18 protein-coding genes are annotated in these 21,269 nt (G+C 69.7%); 9 read left to right on the forward strand and 9 right to left on the reverse strand.

Translation table 11 applies throughout. The features are described from left to right. Positions 1 to 96: 96 nt before the first annotated feature. Complete coding sequence (locus tag QPR87_RS14660) at positions 97 to 1,422, reverse strand: C4-dicarboxylate transporter DctA (RefSeq protein WP_269147198.1); 1,326 nt, start codon at positions 1,420 to 1,422, stop codon at positions 97 to 99. A gap of 180 nt (positions 1,423 to 1,602) precedes the next feature. Between QPR87_RS14660 and QPR87_RS14665 the strand changes: the two genes are divergently transcribed. After that, positions 1,603 to 2,499, forward strand: coding sequence for a LysR family transcriptional regulator (locus tag QPR87_RS14665; protein WP_081465085.1), 897 nt, complete (start codon positions 1,603 to 1,605; stop codon positions 2,497 to 2,499). Between the two features lie 185 nt (positions 2,500 to 2,684). After that, positions 2,685 to 4,718 (forward strand): DEAD/DEAH box helicase, encoded by a 2,034-nt coding sequence (locus QPR87_RS14670; RefSeq protein ID WP_285050000.1) that lies wholly within the window; start codon positions 2,685 to 2,687, stop codon positions 4,716 to 4,718. Between the two features lie 235 nt (positions 4,719 to 4,953). Here QPR87_RS14670 and QPR87_RS14675 read toward each other — a convergent pair whose 3' ends face one another. Further along, positions 4,954 to 5,928 (reverse strand): GlxA family transcriptional regulator, encoded by a 975-nt coding sequence (locus QPR87_RS14675; protein ID WP_285050001.1) that lies wholly within the window; start codon positions 5,926 to 5,928, stop codon positions 4,954 to 4,956. Positions 5,929 to 6,041: 113 nt separating this feature from the next. On the opposite strand from QPR87_RS14675, the gene QPR87_RS14680 reads away from it, so the two are divergent. From QPR87_RS14680 to QPR87_RS14690, 3 genes are read left to right on the forward strand one after another with little or no spacing between them, the layout of a single operon-like run. Beyond that, positions 6,042 to 7,154 (forward strand): DJ-1/PfpI family protein, encoded by a 1,113-nt coding sequence (locus QPR87_RS14680; protein WP_285050002.1) that lies wholly within the window; start codon positions 6,042 to 6,044, stop codon positions 7,152 to 7,154. 38 nt (positions 7,155 to 7,192) lie between these two features. Then, entirely contained in the window at positions 7,193 to 7,315 is a 123-nt protein-coding gene (locus tag QPR87_RS14685; RefSeq protein ID WP_260155415.1) for a hypothetical protein, read from the forward strand. A gap of 19 nt (positions 7,316 to 7,334) precedes the next feature. Next, a complete protein-coding gene (locus tag QPR87_RS14690) occupies positions 7,335 to 7,946 on the forward strand; it encodes a dihydrofolate reductase family protein (protein WP_285050005.1) in 612 nt (203 codons plus the stop codon). Between the two features lie 57 nt (positions 7,947 to 8,003). Here QPR87_RS14690 and QPR87_RS14695 read toward each other — a convergent pair whose 3' ends face one another. The 6 genes from QPR87_RS14695 to QPR87_RS14720 are packed head-to-tail and all read right to left on the reverse strand — an operon-like array spanning position 8,004 to position 14,683. Next, entirely contained in the window at positions 8,004 to 9,053 is a 1,050-nt protein-coding gene (locus QPR87_RS14695; RefSeq protein WP_285050006.1) for a glycosyltransferase family 4 protein, read from the reverse strand. Then, a complete protein-coding gene (locus QPR87_RS14700) occupies positions 9,050 to 10,594 on the reverse strand; it encodes an ABC transporter permease (protein WP_285050007.1) in 1,545 nt (514 codons plus the stop codon). Before QPR87_RS14700 ends, QPR87_RS14695 begins: the two co-directional genes overlap by 4 nt. Continuing rightward, the gene (locus QPR87_RS14705; protein ID WP_285050009.1) at positions 10,591 to 11,364 is read right to left on the reverse strand and encodes an ABC transporter ATP-binding protein; all 774 of its coding nucleotides are present in this window, start codon (positions 11,362 to 11,364) and stop codon (positions 10,591 to 10,593) included. The genes QPR87_RS14700 and QPR87_RS14705 overlap by 4 nt, the downstream gene beginning before the upstream one ends. Then, entirely contained in the window at positions 11,357 to 12,352 is a 996-nt protein-coding gene (locus QPR87_RS14710) for an ABC transporter substrate-binding protein (RefSeq protein ID WP_285050011.1), read from the reverse strand. Before QPR87_RS14710 ends, QPR87_RS14705 begins: the two co-directional genes overlap by 8 nt. Positions 12,353 to 12,371: 19 nt before the next feature. Further along, positions 12,372 to 13,949, reverse strand: a complete 1,578-nt coding sequence (locus QPR87_RS14715) for a sulfatase-like hydrolase/transferase (protein WP_285050012.1) — start codon at positions 13,947 to 13,949, stop codon at positions 12,372 to 12,374. Beyond that, the gene (locus QPR87_RS14720; protein WP_285050014.1) at positions 13,946 to 14,683 is read right to left on the reverse strand and encodes a CDP-alcohol phosphatidyltransferase family protein; all 738 of its coding nucleotides are present in this window, start codon (positions 14,681 to 14,683) and stop codon (positions 13,946 to 13,948) included. The genes QPR87_RS14715 and QPR87_RS14720 overlap by 4 nt, the downstream gene beginning before the upstream one ends. 104 nt (positions 14,684 to 14,787) lie before the next feature. Here QPR87_RS14720 and QPR87_RS14725 point away from each other — a divergent pair, with 104 nt between their 5' ends. Further along, positions 14,788 to 15,336: a cytochrome b gene (locus QPR87_RS14725; RefSeq protein ID WP_285050016.1), complete on the forward strand. Its 549-nt coding sequence runs from the start codon at positions 14,788 to 14,790 to the stop codon at positions 15,334 to 15,336. A gap of 103 nt (positions 15,337 to 15,439) precedes the next feature. On the opposite strand, the gene QPR87_RS14730 is transcribed toward QPR87_RS14725, so the two are convergent. Then, positions 15,440 to 16,345 (reverse strand): LysR family transcriptional regulator, encoded by a 906-nt coding sequence (locus tag QPR87_RS14730; RefSeq protein ID WP_285050018.1) that lies wholly within the window; start codon positions 16,343 to 16,345, stop codon positions 15,440 to 15,442. A 185-nt stretch (positions 16,346 to 16,530) separates the two neighbouring features. Between QPR87_RS14730 and QPR87_RS14735 the strand changes: the two genes are divergently transcribed. The 3 genes from QPR87_RS14735 to QPR87_RS14745 all read left to right on the forward strand — a co-directional run bounded on the left by QPR87_RS14735 (position 16,531) and on the right by QPR87_RS14745 (position 21,219). Beyond that, positions 16,531 to 17,253 carry an isochorismatase family protein gene (locus QPR87_RS14735; RefSeq protein WP_285050020.1) on the forward strand — a complete coding sequence of 241 codons (723 nt, stop codon included), beginning with the start codon at positions 16,531 to 16,533 and terminating at the stop codon, positions 17,251 to 17,253. A gap of 90 nt (positions 17,254 to 17,343) precedes the next feature. Beyond that, on the forward strand, positions 17,344 to 19,422 hold the full coding sequence (locus QPR87_RS14740) for a hydantoinase/oxoprolinase family protein (RefSeq protein ID WP_285050022.1): 2,079 nt from the start codon (positions 17,344 to 17,346) through the stop codon (positions 19,420 to 19,422). A gap of 12 nt (positions 19,423 to 19,434) precedes the next feature. Then, positions 19,435 to 21,219, forward strand: coding sequence for a hydantoinase B/oxoprolinase family protein (locus tag QPR87_RS14745; protein WP_285050024.1), 1,785 nt, complete (start codon positions 19,435 to 19,437; stop codon positions 21,217 to 21,219). The last annotated feature ends 50 nt before the right edge of the window (positions 21,220 to 21,269 follow it).

Here is a 21,269-nt window from a genome sequence, read left to right on the forward strand (position 1 = left end):
AAGGCCTGCGCCATCGGGAGGGAAGGCGCAGGCCGTCTTCTCGGCGGGGCGACCGGGTCCGTCGCGCTGGTCCCGGTCACTCCGCGAGGGACTTCGTCAACCGTGCTGGGCCTCGGGCTCGGACATCGGCGTATCCTCGTCCAGCACGTCCAGCGTCGGCATGTCCTCGCCTTCCAGGACGCGGCGGGCGCGGTCGCGGTCGATGTCGCCCACCCAGGAGGCGACGACCACGGTGGCGACGCAATTGCCCAGATAGTTCCCCAGCGCCCGGGCGATGCCCATGAACCAGTCGACCGACAGCACCAGGACCAGCCCGATGGCGGGGATCGCCGGGATCGCGGCCAGCGTCGCGGCCAGGATCACGATGGCCGAGCCCGGCACGCCATGCGCGCCCTTCGAGGTCACCAGCGCCACGCCCAGGATGGCCAGCAGGTCGGTGGTCGACAGCGGCGTGTTGGTGGCCTGGGCGATGAAGACCGCCGCCAGCGTCAGGTAGATCGAGAAGGCGTCGAGGTTGAAGGAATAGCCCGTCGGCACAACCAGCCCCACGGTCGAGTCCTTGATGCCCAGGTGTTCCAGCTTGCGCATGGTCTGCGGCAGCACGGCGTCGCTGCTGGCCGTGCCGGCGACGATGCCGACCTCGGTGCGCAGATAGCGCAGCAGCTTGAAGATGCTGAAGCCCGCAAGGCGCAGGACGAAGCCCAGCACCACGAAGACGAACACGGCGATGGTGACATAGAACAGCCCCACCAGATAGCCCAGCTGCGCCAGCGAGCCGATGCCGTATTGCCCGACGGTGAAGGCGATGGCGCCGAACACGCCCAGCGGCGCCAGCCGGACGATGAAGAACATGATCTTGAAGGTGACGTCGCCCGTCAGCTCGATCATGTGCAGAAGCGGCTTGCCGCGTTCGCCCACCAGCGACAGCGCGCAGCCGAACAGGATCGCGACCAGCAGCACCTGCAGGATGTCGCCCTGTGCGAAACCGCTGATCATCGTGGTCGGGATCAGCTTCATCAGGAAGTCGACGGTGCCGCCGCTGGTGACCTGGTCCGCGCGCTCGACATAGGCCGACAGCGCCGAGGCGTCGAGTTGGCTCACGTCGATGTTCATGCCGTGGCCCGGCCCGAACAGATAGGCGACCGCGATGCCCAGGGCCAGCGCGATGGTGGTGATGATCTCGAAATAGATGATGGCGCGCACGCCGACCTTGCCGACCTTTTTCAGGTCGCCCGCGCCGGCGATGCCATGCACCACGACGCAGAACACGATGACGGGGATCAGCATCTTGATGAGCTTGATGAACCCGTCCCCAAGCGGCTTCATCTTGGCGGCGAACTCGGGCGCGAAGAAGCCGGCGATGACCCCCAGCACCAGCGCCACGCAAACCTGTCCAAACAAGGACCTGGACCAATTCGGCATGTGTTTCCGTTCCTCCCTGTGACGGAAGGGGCAGGCTGCGGCGCGGCACTTTCGGATGCGTCTTCCTTCGCATCGCTGGCGCGCGGTCGCGGCTGACCCCTCATGCCGATGAGTGTTGGCGAATGCCGCATCCGTGTCTAATATTGATTTAACGGTTATCTATAGGGTGACGCTATGAGAATGCGCCAGCTTCGCTGTTTCGTCGTCCTGGCCGAGGAGTTGAACTTCACCCGTGCCGCGCGGCGGCTGAACATGTCGCAGCCGCCGTTGAGCACGCAGATCCAGACACTTGAGCGCGAAGTGGGTGCCGAACTCATCAGCCGCACCAGCCGCAAGGTGGCGCTGACGCGGGCGGGCGAGCTGTTCCTGCCCCGGGCGCGCAACATGCTCGACCAGTATGAGCGCAGCCTGCAGGAGATCCGCGAAATCCAGCAGGGCCAGGACGGATTGCTGGAAATCGGAGCAACCGGCTCGATCCTGCGCGGGGGCCTGTCCGAGCTTTTGGCGCATTTCGCCCGGCTGCATCCGCGAATCACCCTGCGCGTGCACGAGCAGACCCCCGCCGCGCAGATCACCGAGGTGCTGAGCCGGCGCACCGATGTCAGCTTCAACCGCTCGGTGCCGCGTGACGAGGAACTGGCCCACGAATACGGCTGGCGCGAGGAAATGGTGGCGCTGGTGCGCAGCGATCACCGGCTGGCCGGTCGCACCTGCGTTTCGATCGACGACCTGCGCGAGGACCAGCATGTCGTTCTGCGTCCCGACAGCTCCGATTTCGCGGCCTATGTCATGGCCTGCATCGTCGCCGCGGGCTATCGGCCGCGGGTCTCGCAGCAGGTGGTGGATGCGCAGTCGATCCCCAGCCTGATCGTGGCGGGCTTCGGGGTCAGCATCGTACCGGCGGGCATCGCCAGGCTGACGGCGGGGCCGCTGACCTTCCTGCCGATCCGGCCCAACCCGCCGGTCTCCGAGGTTTTTATCGTCTATCACCACCGCGACCCGGCGCCGGCGCTGCAACTGTTCCTGGCCGAGATCCGCCGCAGCCTGGGCCATGATCCCACGCGCCCCGCGCGCTGAAGGCGCGGCCCGGCCGGACCGGGGATCGGCCGAGGCGCCGAGTTTGGCTTTGACTTACGGGCCGCGACAGGATAGGCGGGCGGCTTGGCTCCGCATTCCGGGCCGGCGGACCATGGGAGGGTCCGGCCGCAAAGGGGATGGTGCCTTTCACCCGGATGCCCCGCATCCCCTTTCTGGCGAAGAAGATGAACGAACATGATATTGCCGCGCCTCTGGCTGCGGCGCTGGCGGCCAAGGGCTATGCCAGCCTGACCTCGGTGCAGGAAGCGGCGCTCGCGCCCGAAGCACGGGGCCGCGACGTGCTGGTCTCGGCGCAGACCGGCTCGGGCAAGACCGTGGCCTTCGGCCTGGCCATGGCCGGCGACATCCTCGATGGCGATGCGCTGCCCGAGGCGGGACAGCCGCTGGCACTGGCCATCGCGCCGACGCGCGAACTGGCCTTGCAGGTGGCGCGCGAACTGGGCTGGCTCTACGAACAGGCGGGCGCGCGCATCGCCACCTGCGTCGGCGGCATGGATTACCGGACCGAGCGCCGGGCGCTGGAGCGCGGCGCCCATATCGTCGTCGGCACTCCCGGCCGGCTGCGCGACCATATCGAGCGCGGCTCGCTGGACCTGACCGCCTTGCGCGCCTGCGTACTGGACGAGGCGGACGAGATGCTGGACCTGGGCTTTCGCGAGGATCTGGAGTTCATCCTGGGCTCGGCACCGGCCGAACGCCGCACGCTGCTGTTCTCGGCCACCGTGCCCCCGGCCATCGAGGCGCTGGCCCGCGACTTCCAACGCGACGCCCTGCGCATCCAGGCGATGGGCGAGGCACGCCAGCACGGCGACATCGAATATCGCGCCATGTCGGTGACCACCCGCGACCGCGAGCACGCCATCTTCAACACGCTGCGCTATTACGAGGCCAGCCGCGCCATCATCTTCTGCAAGACCCGCGCCAACGTGAACCACCTGCTGGCGCGCATGGGCAATCGCGGCTTCAAGGTCGTGGCGCTGTCGGGCGAACTCAGCCAGCAGGAGCGCAGCCATGCCCTGCAAGCCCTGCGCGACGGGCGTGCGCGGGTCTGCATCGCCACCGACGTGGCGGCGCGCGGCATCGACCTGCCGGGGCTGGAACTGGTGATCCACGCCGACCTGCCGACCAATCCCGATACGCTTTTGCACCGTTCGGGCCGCACCGGCCGGGCCGGGGCCAAGGGCACCTCGGTGCTGATCGTCCCCTCCTCGGAATACAAGCGGGCGCAGCGGCTGCTCCAGCGCGCCAAGCTGGTCGCGGAATGGGGCAAGGCGCCCTCGGCCGACGAGGTGCAGGCCCGCGACGACGCACGCATGCTGGACCATCCCGCCCTGGCCGAAGCGCCGGGCGACGAGGCGGGACTGGCCGCCGCGCTGCTGGACCGCTTCGGAGCCGAGCGGGTCGCCTCGGCCTTCGTGCGGCTGTGGCGCGAGGGGCGCCCGGCGCCCGAGGAACTGTCGGAAAGCGCGGCCCCCGCGCCTTCGGCGCCGCGCGAGCGGGGCGAGTTCGGCCCGGCGGTCTGGTTCCTGCTTTCGGTCGGCCATTCCGGCCGCGCCGAGGCGCGCTGGCTTCTGCCCAAGATCTGCGAGGCGGGCGGCATCACCCGCGACGCCATCGGCGCGATCCGGGTCAAGACCGACCAGACCTTCGTGCAGATCGCGGCACCCGTCGCGCCGAATTTCGGCGAGCGGATCGAATTGGAGCCCGGCCTGACCATGCGCCGGATCGAGGGCGAGCCGGTCTTCGACGCCGCACCCGTGCGTGAGAAAAAGCCGCATCGCGGCCCGGCCCCGGTCGCGGCGCGTCCCGAGCCGCTGGAGCCCCGGACCAAGCCGAAGCCCAAGCCGGCCCGGCGCCCGGCGCTGCTGGACCCCGACGAGGTGAAGCCGCGCCCCGCGCCCGAAGCCGCAGTCGACCGGGTGCCCGAACCCGAGGCGGCCCCGCGCAAGGCACGCTGGAGCGCCGAGAAGAAGCTGGCGCAGAAGGCCGCGCCGAAAGCCGGTCCCCGTGCCGCGGGCTTCAAGTCGCATGGCGCCGCGCCCCGCGACGACCGCCCGGCCCGAGGCGAGGGCGCCGAGGCGCGTCCCAAGCGTGCCGCCGGCTTCAAGTCCCACAAGCCCGCGGGCGGCTGGCAGGGCAAGGCGGGCGACAAGCCCTTCCGCAGCGGAGCAAAGCCCGGCAAGCCGGGCAAGCGCTGACAAGCGGCTGAAACGGCCCGGCAGACGCGGGGGGCGGCTTTGTTCCTTTGCTTCGCCACGGAGATCGCGCCCTTGTCGTGGCGACGAATGGCGGGCATCAGGATCGGCTGATCCGCATCAGGGAAATGCCGTGGCCGCGGCCGAATTCCCCCCCTGCCTGATCACGCCCGGCATCGGAGCGGCGAAGGGCGGTTCTGCCGGCGCGCCGTGCTTCCGGTCTCGCGCTCGGCCGGCGCTAGCCCTCGATGCGGTGCATCTCGCGATAGGTCCGGGGCGAGATGCCGAAGCGCTTCTCGAACAGGCGCGAGAGCCTTGCGGCCGGAGACAGGCCCACCTGCGCCGCGACCTGCTTGATCGACAGCCCTCGCGACAGCAACATGCGCGCCGCGTCCAGCCGCACGGTTTCGACGAAATGGGCGGGAGTCTTGCCGGTCACGGCGGCGAACTTGCGGTGAAAGCTGCGCTCGGTCAGGCCGGCGCGGCCAGCCAGCGCCGGCACGTCCAGCGTGGCGCCGAGATTGGACTGGATCCACCCGATCAGATCGGCAAAGGGGTTGTCGCCCCTGGCCTGCGCCGACAGCACCGGGCTGAACTGCGACTGATGGCCCGGCCGGCGGGCATAAAGGATCAGCCGCTGCGCCACCTCGCCCGCGATGGCCGTGTCCAGGTCGCGCCCGACCATGGCAAGCGCCATGTCGATGCCGGTGGTGACCCCGGCCGAGGTCCACAGGCGGCCATCCTCGACATACAGCGCCTCGGGATCGACGGTCACGCGCGGGAAATGCGCCCGGAAGGGCTCATAGGCATCCCAATGCGTCGCGACCCGGCAGCCGTCCAGCAGCCCGAGGCTTGCCAGCACGATCCCGCCCGAGCAGACCGAGCCGAACCGGCCGGCCTTTGCCGACAATGCAGGAAGCACCCGGCGCAATTCGGGGTCCGCCATGGCGGCTTGCAGCGGTCCGCTTTCGGCGCCCACGATCAGCAGCGTTCCGATCCTGCATCCGCGAAACCCGGCAAGGCGCGAAGTCTGGACGGAAACACCGCTGCTGCTGGCGATCTCGCCCCCGGCCGGCGAGGTCAGCGCGACCTCGTAGAACGGTGCCTGTCCCGCCTGTCCCAAGGCGCGGTTCGCGCCGTTGAGGACGGATGCCGGCCCCGCCATGTCGAGCAGTTCGAACCCCGGATAGACGACGAAGACGATCTGGTGCATTGGCAGGAATTAGCATGTTTCCGTCATTCCTGCTATCGTTGCGGCGGGCTAGTCTGAACCGACGGGCATCCCTTGCAAGCGCATGCCCGACCCGGCAGCCGGAAGGTCGCGCGATGACATGGCGCATTCTTGCCGCAGCGTTTCTGGTGCTGGCCGCAGCCCCCGCGGCGTGGCTGGCGCAACTGCCCGCGCCGGTTCATCCCGCCGCGCCCCCGGTTCCGGCGGCCGAGCAGGCCGGGCTGATCGAGGCCCTGCGCCCGCCCAAGCGGACCCGCCCGCTGATCGCCATCGTCGCGATCAACGATGCGACCGAGGTGACGGATTACCTGGTGCCGGCGGGGATCCTGCGTCGTGCCGGCGTCGCCGACGTGATGCTGCTGGCGACGGGGCCCGGCCCGGTGCGGCTTTACCCCGCGCTTCGGGTCAGGCCGGATGCCACGATCGCCGATTTCGACCGCGCCCATCCGCAGGGGCCGGATTACGTCATCGTCCCGGCAATGAGCCGGGAAGACCCGCAACTGCTCGACTGGCTGCGGCGGCAAGCGGACAGTGGCGCGACCGTCGTCGCGGTCTGCGCCGGCGCCCGGGTCGCCGCTGCCGCGGGCCTGCTGGATGGCAAGCGGGCGGTGACGCATTGGTATTACCTGCCCGGGATGCTGAAGCGGCATCCCGATATCCGCCATGTCCCGGATCGCCGGATGGTCGCCGACCGCGGGGTCGCCACGACGACCGGCATCACCGCCTCGATACCGATGATGCTGACCCTGACCGAAGCCATCGCCGGGCGCGGCAAGGCGGAAGCGGTGGCGCGAGAGTTGGGGCTGGCCTCATGGGATGCCTCCCATGCCAGCGCCGGTTTCCGCCTGACGCGCCCCTTCGCGACCACGGTGCTGGCCAACCGGGCGCAGTTCTGGCGGCGCGAGGAACTGGCGCTGCCCCTGCGGCCCGGCATGGACGAAGTGACGCTGGCCCTGAGCGCGGATGCCTGGTCGCGGACCTATCGCTCGGCCGTGGTCGGCGTGGCGGCTGCGCCGGTGGTCACGGCGAACGGCATCGCCATCCTGCCCGACCGGGCAAGCGGCGGCGAAGGCGCGGGGCAGGTGCCGGCCTTTGCCGACCGGCCCCCGGCCGCCGCACTGGACCTGACGCTGGAGGCCATCGGCAGGCGTTACGGACCGCGCACCGCCGATGTCGTCGCCATGCAACTGGAATACCCCGGGGAGTGAAGGACCGATCATGCGACCGACAAGAACCTGGACCAGCCTTGCCGCCCTTGCACCTGCGGGCGGGCCTGCGCGCCAGCCCGATGAGCCCTCGGCGCAACGGCGTCGATGTCGCGGCGGTGCTGGCCCGGCCGATCCCACCCGCCGCGAAATTCGCGCCATGACATCAAAGGAGACCACGCCATGAGAAGGATCATCGCGATCACCTATGTCAGCCTCGACGGGGTCATGCAGGCGCCCGGCGGACCCGAGGAAGACCCAAGCGGCGGCTTCGTCCATGGCGGCTGGGCGATGCCCCGTTGGGACGAGATGATGAACGGCCTTCTGGCCGAGTTGCTGGACCGGCCCTTCGCCCTTCTGCTGGGCCGCAAGACCTACGAGATCTTTGCCGGCTATTGGCCGCATCACACCGACAACCCGGTCGGCAGGAAATTCGACGCGGCGGTGAAATACGTCATGACCCGCCGCCTCGACCGTCTGGACTGGGCAGGGTCCGAGCGGGTCGATGCGGCAGGCGTCGCGCGGCTGAAATCCGGCGACGGTCCCCAGATCCATGTCTGGGGCAGCGGCAATGCCCTGCGGGCGCTGACGGCTGCCGGGCTGGTGGACGAATACCGCCTCTGGACCTTTCCGCTGATCCTTGGCGGCGGCAAGCGCCTGTTCGAGCCGGGCCTTCCCGCCACGGCGCTGACGCTGGCCGACACAAAGGTGTCGACGACCGGGGTGGTCATCAATACCTATCGCCCCGCCGGTCCGGTCGCCTTGCCCGCCGAGGGCGTGGGCAAAGCGGAATGAGACGGGAAAATGCGCGCCGCCTGCCGCCTGCCGCCATGCCGCAAGGCGCAGGGGCGCTCATGACAGGCTGATGCGGTCCAGAACGCGGCTGGCGATGGCTGCGGTTTCATGCCAGCCGGGCAGGGCGTTGCCGGCCCGTCGCGCGGCGTCGCGCATCCGCGCATGCAAGGGTCCGTCGCCCAGCAACCGGCGCAGCGCGGCCGCGAAGGCATGCGGATCATCGGGCGGCACCAGCAGCCCCGTGGCTGCGGGCACGGTGTCGGGAACCGCGCCCGTCGCGCAACTGACGATCGGCAGGCCATGCGCCAGCGCCTCGTCGAAAACCAGGCCGTGGCCCTCGTATCGAGTCGCCAGGGCAAAGATCGAGGCGCTGGCATAAAGCCGCTCCAGCCGGTCGGCATCGACCCGTCCCGCCAATGTCACCCGCCCCGAGACCGGGCTGCCGGCCAATTGCCGGGCGAGTGCCGCGGCATGGGCCCCGTCCCACGGATTGCCGACGATCACCGCCTGCCAGTCCAGGTCGGTCAGTCCCGCCAGGGCATCGATCAGCACGTCATGGCCCTTGCGCGGATGCAGGATGCCCACCGACAGGATCAGCGGCGGGGTGACGGGCGAGGGTGCGAGCCGGGCCGGCTCGACCCCCGGGCGGGCGATGGTGATGCGGTCGGCGGACACGCCGTAGCGTTCGGTCAGCATGGCGCGGGCATGCGGGCTTGGGACCAGCACATGGCGCGCCAGTTGCAGGTTGTCGCGCTCGGTCCGGTAAAGATGCGCGCGCCGCGCCGGATTAAGGCCGGTCTCCATCGCCAGCGGATGATGGATCATCGCCACGATGGGCGCGCGGACCCGGGCGAGGCCGGCCGTGTCGATGGCGCCGAAGACCAGCCCGTCCACGATCAGCGGGCGATCCTCGGCCACCAGCGCCGCCACAGCCGCCGCCATTTCGGCGGGGGTCGGGTCGGGAAAGCTCGCGACCAATTGCAGGTGCCGCATGTCGTGGCCCAGGTCGCGCAAACCCTCCAGCAGGCGGCGTTCGTAGATATAGCCGCCGGTCAGCGTGGCGATGTCGCCCGGAATGGCAAAGGCCGCGTCGCAAGGTCTGGTCATGGTCGCACCTGTTCGGGGGCATAGAGGGTCAGGACACGGCGCTCGGCCGCGCCGACGGCGGCATGGCCCAGCCACGAGATCAGCGTGACCAGCACCACCGAGGACCAGAGCATGTCGTAATCGGACACCGAGGCCGACAGCGCCATCAGCCCGCCGATGCCGCCGCCCGTCGCCAGCCATTCGACCACCGTGACCGCCAGCACCGCTGCCGGCACGCTTATCCGGGCCGAGGCGAAAAGCGCGGGCAGCATCGCCGGGATGCGCACATGGATCATCTGTCGCCAGCGGCCGGCGGCATAGGTGCGAAAGACATCGAGGATCTGGCCCGGCGCCTGCCGCAGCCCGTGCTGGCAGGCGACGAAGGTCGGAAAGAACACCATGACCGCGACCAGCACCACCACGCCCGCCGCGCCGCGCCCGACCAGCACCACGATCAGCGGCGCCGTGGTCACGATGGGGATGGCCCGCAACGCGATGGCCAGCGGCGTGACCAGCGCCGAGAGTGCCGGCAGCAGCGCCAGCAGGACGGCAAGCCCGGCGCCCGCCGCCAGCCCCGCCGCATAGCCCGGCAGCACATGGGCGCCGGTCTGCGCCAGCGCGCCCGCAAGGGTCTGCCGGGTCTCGGCGGCATCCGGCGCCCAGATCAGCGCCGCCAGCACGTCGCCCGGCCGCTTGGCGAAGAACGGGCTGAGTCCCGCCAGCCGCATCCCTGCCCACCACGCGCCAAGGACGGTCGCGATCACCGCGAGCGCCGAAACCGGCGCCGCCCGGCGCGAACGGCGCGCGGTGCCGGGCGGGGCCAGCAGGACGGGCGGCGTCTCGTCCAGAAAGCGATGGGCCAGGGCGCCGATCAGCGCATAGGCCGCGACCGGGACGGCGGCGGCCAGCGCGGCGATGCTCCAGAGCGCGGGCACGTCCAGCGCGCGGGTAAAGCGGATGGTCAGCACGCCCATGCCGCGCTCGGCCCCGGTGAATTCGCCGACCAGCGCCCCCAGGAAGGCTGCCGGGGCCGAGATCTGCAATCCCGCGACCAGATAGGGCAGCGCGGCGCGCAGCCGGACATGGCGCAACTCGGCCATCCGGCCCCGGCCATAGACGTGGATCAGGTCCAGCCATGCGGCGGGAACGGCGCGCAGGCCGGCAAGCAGCGGGATCAGCGTGGTGTAATAGACCGCCAGCGCCGCCAGCGCGATCTGCGGGCCGTCGCCCGGTCCCATCATCACCCGCAGGATCGGCCCCGTCGCGACCAGCGGCAGGCAAAAGACCACCAGCGCCAGCCCCGAGACCAGCCCGGTCAGTCGCGGCCAGAGCAGCGCCAGGCCGGCCAGCGCCACGGCGGCCAGGTTGCCCAGCACGAAACCCGCCGCCGCATTGCCGCCGGTCACGGCCAGCGCGCGGGACAGCAGGCCGGCATGGGCGGCGGTCCATTGCGCGACCTCGGCGGGACCGGCGATCAGGTGGCGGCCCGACAGGGCAAGCGCCGATGCCTGCCAAAAGGCCAGCAGCAGGATCAGCCCGGCCAGCCCATTCCTCATGGTCATGTCGCGCCGGCGGGCACGGAGAGCGCCGCCCGCGCCTGGGCCTCGATGCGGCGAAAGGCGGGGCTGTCGGTCAGGTCGGGCCTGCGCGGATGGGGCAGGGGCACGGCGATGTCGGCGACGATCCGCGCCGGGCGCGGCGACAGGACCAGGATGCGGTCGGCCAGCAGCACCGCCTCGGCCAGCGAATGGGTCACCAGCAGCGCCGTCGTGCCCTGCGCCTGCCACAGCGGCGGCAGGTCCTGCGCAAGCTGGCGGCGGGTCAGTTCGTCGACCGCGCCGAAGGGCTCGTCCAGCAGCAGGACCTGCGGCGCGGTGACCAGCGCGCGGGCGATGGCGGCGCGCTGGCGCATGCCGCCCGACAGCGCCGCCGGGCGCGTCGCCGCAAAGCCCTCCAGCCCGACCAGCCGCAGCAGATGCGCCACCTTGCCCGGATCGGCGGGCTGGCGGGCGAGCTTGCGCGCCAGCGCCACGTTCTGCGCGGCGCTGAGCCAGGGCAGCAGCGAGGGGTCCTGGAACGCGACCGAGATCGTGCCCTGCCGGCGCTGGCGGGCCGGGTCCAGCCCGCCGATCCGCACCTGCCCGTCGTCCGGCTGTTCCAGCCCCGCGATCAGCCGCAGCAGCGTGGACTTGCCGCAGCCCGAGGGGCCGATCAGCGCGGTGGTCCGGCCGGCGTCGAAATCGGCGTCGAAACCCGCGACCGCCTGCACGCCGCCGGGCCAGGATTTCGACAGCGCCCGGCAGGCGATCCCGGCGCGATCGCCGTCAGGCATGGACCGCCTCCAGGATCGAGCGGTCCCAAAGCGCGGGCGTCACCTCGCGGCCCAGCAGGGCCAGGGTGCGGATATTGGCCTCGACGGCCTCGTCGCTCCACCAGCCGAAACCGTGCCGCTCGGTCAGGTCCGAAAACATCAGCGGCAATTGCCGGCGCGCCTGCAATTTCTGCGTGGGCAGGTCCAGCCCGGCATCGGGGAACATGGCGACGGTCAGCTCGGCCGCCGCATCGCTGTCGGCGCGGCAGGTCTCCCACCCCCGCGCCTCGCCGGCCATCAGCGCCACCAGCGCGTCGCGGCGGCGGGCGAGGCTGTCCTCGGTCGCGATATAGGTCTGGGAATGCAGGGCATAGCCGTGATCGGCCATCAGCATGGTCCGGGCCTCGATGCCCTGGATCGCCATGGCGACCGGCAGGTCGGTTTCCCAGCAGAGCAGGCAGTCCACCTCGGCCGCGACCAGAGGCTGGGCCGTGTATTGCGTCGGCACGATGCGGATCGCGTCGAAATCCACCCCGTTCAGCCGGCACAGCGCCTGAAGCACGGGCGTGTTGGCGATGGCCATGCCGATGCTTTTCCCCGGCAGGTCGGCGGGCGTTTCCACCGGATTGCCCGGCAGCGAGGCGATGGCGAAGGGGTTCTTCTGCATGGCGACTCCGATGATCCTGAACGGTGCCCCCTGCGCCACCGCCGCCGCGGCATAATCGGCGGCCGAGATGCCGACCAGCGCCGTGCCCGCCACGACCGGCGGCTCGACCGGCGCGTTCGGGCCGCCCTGCAACAGCGAGACATTCAGCCCCGCCTCGCGCCACCAGCCGTTTTGCAGCGCGATGTAGCTGCCGGCGAACTGCACCGAATGCAGCCAGGAAAGCTGAAGCGCGACGGCCTCTTGCGCCCGGGCCGCGTGCGGCGACAGGCCGGACAGGCCAAGCGCCAGCCCTGCCGTCCCGCCCTGCAAGAGCCGGCGCCGTGTCAGCGGGGAATGGGTCATCGGGGCACCTCCGTTCGGGTCATCCTGGGGCCGGAAAGGAACGGGCTTGCCCGGCCGGGCGTTCCCTCGGCCCTGGTCCATCCGGCGCGGCAAAGCCTTGCAGGATCAGGTCGCGCATCCGGTCCATCGGGATCGCGGCGCTATCCGTCCCGGGGATCAGGCCGGGCGTGAACCCCCATTCGGCGCTGCGTCGCACCAGCGTCTCGGGTCCGATCACATGCATGGGCACGTCGCGCCCGCCGTCGGGTGCGATGCCTTGCGCGGCCTGATGATCGCCCAGCACCAGGATCAGCGGCGCCTCATCCGCGTGGCGCAGCGCATAGCCCGCCACGGTCTGCAAGGCATAGTCGATGGCGTCGCGATAGTGGCGGCGGATGTTTTCGCGGTCGCGCCAGACCTCTTGCGGGCTTTCCCCCGCGACGGCCATGGCGGCGAAGGCGGAGCCGTCCCCGACCTCGTCCCAGCCGATCAGCCGCGGCACCGGCACCCAGGGCGCGTGGGACGAGATCAGCGCGACCTGCGCGAAAAGCGGTGCGCCGCCCTGTTGCCGCAGCAGCCGATCGGTGGCCGCCAGCGTGAACTGGTCGGGCATGGTGACCCAGTTGAAGGGCAGCCCGCGATAGCCCAGGTCCGCCGCCGCCAGGATGCGGTCGAAGCCCATATGCGCGGCCTCGGGCCAGGGCCGGGTGATGGCCGGCATGACGGCGGCGGTGCGAAAGCCGGCGCGCTGCGCGTGATGGAACAGCCCCTGCCGCCCGCTGGCCAGCACTGCCCGATAATGCGCCTGGTCGCCGACCCACAGGCCCGAGGCGAAGCTGGCATGGGCAAGCCAGCTTTGCCCGCCCTGCGTGGGCGAAACGAGAAACCCCGAGCGCATGGCAAGGCCGGCTCGTGCCAGGTCCGCCTCGGCCCGGCGCAGGGTGGCCAGGTGTGCCTGGGCATGGAAGGGCGTCTGGAAACTGGCGCGGCCGTAGCTTTCCACGAAGATCACCAGCACGTCGCGGTCGATGGCGCCCAGCAGGCCCTGCCGTCCCGCCATCGGATCCGACGCGGCCGCCGCCCGGACGTCGCGCAGCGCGGCAAAGGTTTCGGCGGCCAGCCCGGCGCGATCCTGGGCATAGCGCGCATTCTCGGGCCTTGGCGACATGGCCGGCAGCAGGACCAGCCCCAGTGCCGCGGCAAGGGCGATGCGCGCGCGCCGCCCCGTGGCCGGGCGGCTCCACAGTCCCGTCGCCCACCACAGCGCCCCGGCGATGCCCAGCAGGGCGATGCCGGCGGCAAGGACGGCGCCGAAAGCCGCAAGCGTCCCGAAACTGCCGGCCAGCAGCCGCACCGCCGCATCCAGAAGCGGCAGGTCCGCCGCGATGTTGAAGGGCCGTCCCAGCGCCGGGATCATGGCCAGATCGGCGATCTTCTGCACCGCCAGCAGCGCCAGCGCAGCCGTTGCCGCCAGCCGCGCCATGCCGCCGCCCAGGATCAGGACAAGCAGCAGCGCCGGCAACTCCGGTGTCGCGCGCATCGTGGCGCCGGGCAGCATCAGCGCCAGCTGGATCGCCAGCGCCGAGCCCAGAAGCGGCAGCGTCCGGCGCATCGTCATGGCCGGTGCCGCCACAGCCAGCGGATGTCGAGCGCGAAGGACAGCGCCAGCGCCGCCGTGGCGAGCCAGGCCAGGAACCCGGCCTGCGCATGGCTGGGCAGCGGCGTTTGCAGCAGGAGCAGCGTGGCGAGTTGCAGCACGCAGATCGCCTTGCGCCGCAGGCGCTGCGGCAGATCGGCCCGCAGCCAGGGCAGGGCGGTGCCGGCGGCGACGAAGCCGTAGCGCAACACCCCCAGCAGCAGCACCTCCGGTCCCAGCGTGGTGCCCAGCCAGGCATGCAGCGCCAGGGTCAGGGCGAAGGCCGCGTCGACCTCCATGTCGAAACGCGCCCCGAAGCCCGAGACGAGGCCCGACCGCCGTGCCAGCCAGCCGTCCACCCCGTCGAGCGCCAGCGCCACCAGCCCGGCCATCGCGACGGCCCATCCCGCCGCCGCGCCATCCGCAAGCGGCGCCAGCAGGGCGCAGGGGATGGCCGCGCGCAGCAGCGTCACCGCATTGCAACCGCCGATCCGGTCATGCGGATAGCTGCGCCGCATCTGCGCCAGGATCATGGCGCAGCAGGCCAGGTAAAGCGCGCTGGCGGCAAGCCATCCTCCCGCCGTGCCGCCCATTCCGGCCAGCCGCAGCGCCTGCATCGACAGGACGCCCATCGCGGCGCTGGCGGCAACCTGCGCCGGTATTCCAGCCGCCGGACGAGGGGGCTGCGCAAGCGGGCCATGATCGGGGTCGGGCATGGGAAAATGCTACGCCAAGCCTCGCCCCCGTCAAGCGTCATGTCCGCGCCATTGCTTTGCGCGGGGCGGGGTTTTGCGATAGGATGGCGGAAAGGAGCCAGCCGATGACCGAGCATTCATCCGGTTACCGAACGCCCGCTCGCCTGTTTCACTGGATCGTCGCGCTTGCCGTGCTGCTGATGATCCCGGCGGGGCTGACCATGACGCGCGAGGGGCTGGACCGGGGCTTGCAGGACGTGCTGTTCATCTTTCACAAGAATACCGGCACGCTGCTGATCCCGGTGATCCTGGCGCGGATCGTCTATCGCCGGCTGCATCCGCCGCCGCCCTTGCCGGCCTCGGTGCCCGGCTGGCAGCAGAGGCTGGCCGCGGCCTCGCATCTGGCGCTTTACGCCTTGCTGGTGATCATGCCGCTGAGCGGTTTCGTGCGGGTGCGGGCGGGCGGCTTTCCCATCGAATTGCTCGACGCGATGGGCGCCGGCCCCTGGCTGCCGAAATCCGAAGCCCTGGCCGGTGCCGCGCAGGGGTTGCATTTCCTGGCGGCCATGCTGCTGATCGTGCTGCTGGCGGTGCATGTCTCTGCCGCGCTGCATCACGCGCTGCTGCGCCGCGACGGGGTCTGGCAGCGCATGTGGCCGCCCACCGGAGGGTGACGCCCGGCCGGCGGCGGCCGGGTGGCCGAGCCGCGGCGCGTTCCGTCCCCATGCCGGCGGCCATGTCAGGCGCTGCCCCAGCGATGCCCGAACCTTGCCCGGTCTACCCTGCCGGGGCGGCCGTCATCTTTGCGACCTCGATGAAATCGCGGATCTGCCGCGATCGGTTCGACCTTTTCCACGCCAGAACCGTGCAGCTGCGAAAGGCCGGATGCGTGATCTGCCGGACCTCGACATTGCGGCCCAGGAAACCGATCAGGCTTTCGGGATATATCGTGACCCCCAGCCCCGCCGCGACCAGGCCGATCAGCGCGAGCGTGTTCGAAGCCTCCAGCGTGACGTCAAGCGCCACCCCCTCGGCGCTGAACAGGCTGTCCAGCCGCCAGCGGTATTCGTCCCATTCCGACGTGTCGCCCAGGATCAGGTTCTGCCCGGCCAGATCAGCCGGGGTCAGGACCGGGATCTGCTGCAGCGCATGGCCGCGCGGCGTCACGACGTAAAGCGGATCGTCCGACAGCGGCAGCGTGTGGTAGTCGGCGTGATCGAAGGGGCCGATCATGTAGCCCGCGTCGATTTCGTCATGGGCCAGCGCGATCTTCTGGCCCTGGGTGCGGATATAGCGGATCTTCAGGTCGACATGCGGATGAAGCTGCCGAAAGCGCGCGACCGCCGAAGGCATCAGCTCGGTCGCCGCGAAGGCCATGTAGCCGATGGTCAGCGCGCCCAGCTTTCCATCCGCGACCCGGCGCGCCAGCCGCACCGACGCTTCGTATCGGCGCAGCAGATGGGCGTTCTCCTCATAGAAGCTGCGGCCGGCCTGGGTCAGCGAGACCGCGCGGGTCGTGCGCTCCAGCAGGCGGAATCCCAGGCTGGCCTCCAGCTTCTGGATTCGCCGGCTGAGCGCGGATTGGTCCAGGTTCAGCCGCTCGGCCGTTCGGCGAAAGCTCAGTTCCTCGGCAAGCGTGACGAAGGAATGGACATTCTCGATGCCGGTAAGGTCACGCGTCAAGAGGGCGGTCCTGATTGATGCAAATGCTGCATGAACAATTGCTGTTATACCAATTCACTGCTGTCAAGCAAAAGCGGAACATGCCTTTCAGAGCGGCAGATCATCACTTTCCAGATGGTTGCCAACGGCTCGGCCATTCAGGGGCGGCTGAAGCCCCTGCATCAATGATACGAGGAAGCACGAGAATGAGCGAAGTTAACACCAAGGAACTGGACCGCCTGCTGCAAGAGGCCTTCGACACCGCGACGCGGCTTTATCAGGAGCGCGGTTTTCAGCGTCGCGTAGGCTTTGGCAAGCGCCCGGCCCTGGTCAGTGTCGATCTGGCGAATGCCTGGACCCGTCCCGGCAACCCCTTTACCTGCGATCAGGAGAAGATGGACGGCGAGATCATCCCCGGCATGCAGAAGCTGCTGACGGCCTTTCGTGCCGCCGGCCTGCCGGTGGTCCATGTTACCACCGCCTACGAGATCACCGACCGCAGCGCCGATTTCACCGATATGGGCCTGTGGCACAACAAGATCCCGGTCGACGTGGTGGATCTCAAGGACAAGGAGCTTTGGGCCATCGACAGCCGCATCGCCCCGGTCGAGGGCGAATACACGCTGCTGAAGAAGCGCGCCTCGTCCTTTCACGGCACCGAGCTGGCCGGCATCCTGCGGGCGAACAACGTGGACACGATCCTGGTGACCGGCGTCACCGCCTGCGCCTGCGTGCGCCAGACCATCTGCGACGGCATCGCGGACGGTTTCCGCACCATCGCGGTCAGGGAGTGCATCGGCGACCGCGTGCCGGGCGCCGTGGCCTGGAACCTCTTCGACATCGACGCGAAGTTCGGCGATGTGCACAGTGTCGACGAATGCGTCGCCTATATCGATGGCCTTGCGGCGCAGCGGATCGCCGCCGAGTAAGGCAGCATCGCCCTGCCCGACGCGCTTGGGCGGGGCTTTCCAATCGAGCGGCAGCCCGGGGATGCGGCCGCCAGCAACAGGAGAGACGGCATGGCCAGAATAGGCGTCGATGTGGGCGGGACGAACACCGATCTCGTTCTCGAATGCGGCCAAGGGGTGTTCTATCACAAGGTTCCGACCACGCTGAAGAACCAGTCGATCGGCGTGGTCGAGGGGGTCAGGGGCATTTGCCGCAAGGCGGGGATCGACCCTGCGGAGGTCGAGATGATCGTCCACGGCACCACCACGGCAACGAATATCACCATCGAGCACAACGGCTCGGAATGCGGGATGATCACCACCCACGGTTTCCGCGACATCCTGCATATCGGCCGCCACAAGCGGCCCTGCAATTTCTCGCTGCATTTCGACGTGCCCTGGCAGAGCCAGCCGCTGGTCAAGCGCCGCAATCGCATCGCCGTGCGCGAACGTATCCTGCCGCCCACGGGCGAGATCGCCGAGCCGCTGGACGAGCAGGCGGTGCGCGATGCCTGCGCGCTGTTTCGCAAGCGTGGCATCGGCTCGGTCGTGATCGGCTTCATGTTCGCCTTCCTGAACGATGCGCATGAGCGCCGCGCCAAGGAGATCGTGCTGGAGGAGATGCCCGACGCCTATGTCACGCTGTCCTCGGAAGTGGCGAACGTGATGCGGGAATACGAGCGTTTCTCGACCGCGGCGATGAACTCCTATGTCGGCCCCAAGACCGCCCGTTACCTGCGCGATCTGGATGCCCGGCTGCGCGAGGCCGGCGTGACCTCCAAGCTGCGCATCATGCAGTCGAACGGCGGCGTCTCGACCGTGGACGCCTGTGCCCGGCGCCCCATCCGCATCCTGATGTCCGGCCCGGCGGGCGGGGTGATCGGCGGCGCGTCCGAGGGCGAGATGGCCGGCACGCCCAACATCATCACCGTCGATATCGGCGGCACCTCGGCCGACGTCTCGACCATTCCCGGCGGCGCGGTCAAGATCATGAACCCGCGCGACACCTATGTCTCGGGCCATCCGGTGCTGACGCCGATGATCGACCTGGTGACCATCGGCGCGGGCGGCGGCTCGGTCGCCCATATCGACGAGGCGGGCGCCTTCCATGTCGGCCCGCGCTCGGCCGGGTCCGAGCCGGGGCCGGCCTGCTATGGCCGCGGCGGCACCGAACCCACGGTGACCGATGCCCAGATCGTGCTGGGCCGGCTGGATCCCGACATGGCGCTGGGCGGGGATCTGAAGCTGGACCCGGCCCTGTCCTTCAAGGCGGTCGAGGAAAGGATTGCCCGGCCCCTGGGCATGAGCGTCAAGGACGCCGCGCTGGGGATCATCAGGATCGTCAACAACAACATGGCTCTGGCGATCCGCTCGAACTCGGTCGCGCGCGGCATCGACCCGCGCGAATTCTCGATCATGCCCTTCGGCGGCGCGGGCCCCTTGCATGGCGTGGCGCTGGCCGAGGCCATGTCGGCCCGCGACGTGATCGTCCCGGTCGCGCCGGGGATCACCGCCGCCGTGGGCCTGCTCAAGACCGACCTGCAATACGAGCACACCGAAGCGGTGATCGTCGAGCTGATGAAGGCCGGCCCGGCGGAGTTCCAGCGCATCAACACCGCCGTCGCGAACCTGCGCGCCGCGGTGCAGGCGGAACTGGACGGCGACGGCATCCCGCGCGCGCAGCAGGAGATCACCGTGCTGGCCGAATGCCGCTATCACGGGCAGGGGTTCGAGCTGCGGGCGACCATGCCCGAGGGGCCGGTCGGCGCCGAGAACCGCCATGTCATCACCGACAGCTTCCACGACCAGCACCAGCAGGACTACGGCTACAGCTATCGCGATGCCGAGGTGGAGCTGATCACCCTGCGCGCCATCGGCTCGGCCTCGGTGCCGCGCATCGAGATCCCGAAGATCGCGCCCACAGATGGTTCGAGCATCGACCGGGCGCTGATGTTCGTGCGGCCGACGACCTTCGACGACGGGCGCACGCTGGAAACCCCGCGCTACGACCGCGACCGGCTGATGGCCGGCGACCAGGTGCCCGGCCCGGCGATCCTGCACCAGCACAATGCGACCACTCTGGTCCCGCCCGGCTATGTCGCCGAGACGCTGGACTACGGCAACACCCGCATCCGTCCCATCGGCGCCTGAAAGGGGATGACCATGAACAAGATGACGAAAGTGAGCACCGCCGTCGATCCGATCACCCTTCAGGTCATTCGCGGCAGTTTGGAGACCATCGCCGAGGAAATGGGGCATGTGCTTTATCGCATGTCGTTTTCGTCGATCATCCGGGAAAGCCAGGATCTTGGCGCGGGCCTGTTCGACGTGGATTTCAACACGCTTTGCGAGTCGGAATCGACGCCCATGCATATCGGCTCGATCCCCGGCTACCTGCGCGGCATCGCCGAGACGCTGGAGGACGGCGAATGGTACGAGGGCGACGTGGTCGTCCACAACCACCCCTATCACGGCGCCAGCCACACGCCCGACCTTGCCATCGTCGTGCCGGTGTTCTTCCGCGGCCGCCTTGTCGGCTTTGCCGGGAACACCGCGCATCACGTCGATATCGGCGCGGCGACGCCCGGCCTGATCATCGACGTGCCCGACGTCTATGCCGAGGGGATGCTGTTCGCCGGCACCAAGCTTTATCGCAAGGGCGAGCCGAACAATGCGATGTGGAACTATATCCGCCGCAATTCCCGCGCGGCGGGGCAGCTCGTCGCCGATATCGAGGCGCAGATCGCCTCGGCGCGCCTGGGCGCCCGCCGCTTTGCCGAGCTGCTGGACAAATACGGCGAGGAGACCGTCTTCGCCGCCGCCAACCAGTTGATGGATTATGCCGAGCGCATGATCCGCCAGCGCATCGGCGAGATCCCGGACGGCGATTACGTCGCCGAGGGCTGGCTGGACGACGACGGGCGCAACCGCGACCGGCGGCTGAAGGTCAAGGTCACGGTCCGGGTGCGCGGCGACGAGGTCGAGGTGGACCTGACCGGCTCGGCCGACCAGACCCCCACCGCCTATAACGTGCCCTTCGAGGGCTCGACCAAGGTCGCGGCCTATGCGGGTTTCCGCAAGCTCCTGCTGGATGCCGCGACCTCCGAGGTCCGGGTGCCCTCGAACGAGGGTTCGTTCCGGCCGATCAAGGTGACGGCGCCGCTGGGCTCGATCTTCAACCCGCGCCCGCCCGCCTCGGCCGAGGCGCGGTTCACGCAATGCAACCGCATGATCGACCTGATCATCCGCGCGCTTGCGCCGGTGATGCCGGAACAGGTGATCGCGGGATCGTCGGCCTCGATCAGCTTCGCGGCCTATTCCGGGGTGCGGCCCTCGGGCGACTACTGGGTGTTCCTGGAGGTGAACGAGGGCGCCTATGGCGGCCGGCCGCGCAGCGACGGGCCGGACAGCATCGACAACCTGATGGCCAACACCCGCAACAACCCGCTGGAAGACCTGGCCATGCATATCCCGATGATCTGCGACCGCTACGAGCTGCGCGACGACGCCCCGCCCGGCGCGGGCGAGTTCCGCGGCGGCATCGGCGTGGTCAAGGCGCAGCGGGTGCTGACCTCCGCCTTCATCACCCATGAATCCGAACGCCATACCGAGGCGCCCTGGGGCATCTTCGGCGGCCAGGACGGCGCGGTGGGCCGCTGCACGATCACCAATCCCAACCGTCCGGGCGAGACGCGCGAGATGCATTCCAAGTTCTCGGGCCTCGCGGTCGGGCCGGACGACGTGATGACCTATTACAGCCCCAACGGCGGCGGCTATGGCGATCCGCTGAACCGGCCCGCCGCAAAGGTGCTGGAGGACGTGCTGGACGGCTATTGCTCGGTCGCCCGCGCCCGCGAGGTCTATGGCGTGGTGGTCGATCCCGAGGCCGAGACGGTCGATCTGGCCGCCACCGAGAAACTGCGCCTCGCCATGCAGAAACACGATTGAGAAAAGGGGCCGCGCAAAGCGGCCCTTTCCACATCCAGAAGGCCGCGCGC

This window comes from Paracoccus sp. SSJ (assembly GCF_030234105.1).
In the GTDB taxonomy this organism is placed as follows: Bacteria; Pseudomonadota; Alphaproteobacteria; order Rhodobacterales; family Rhodobacteraceae; genus Paracoccus; species Paracoccus denitrificans.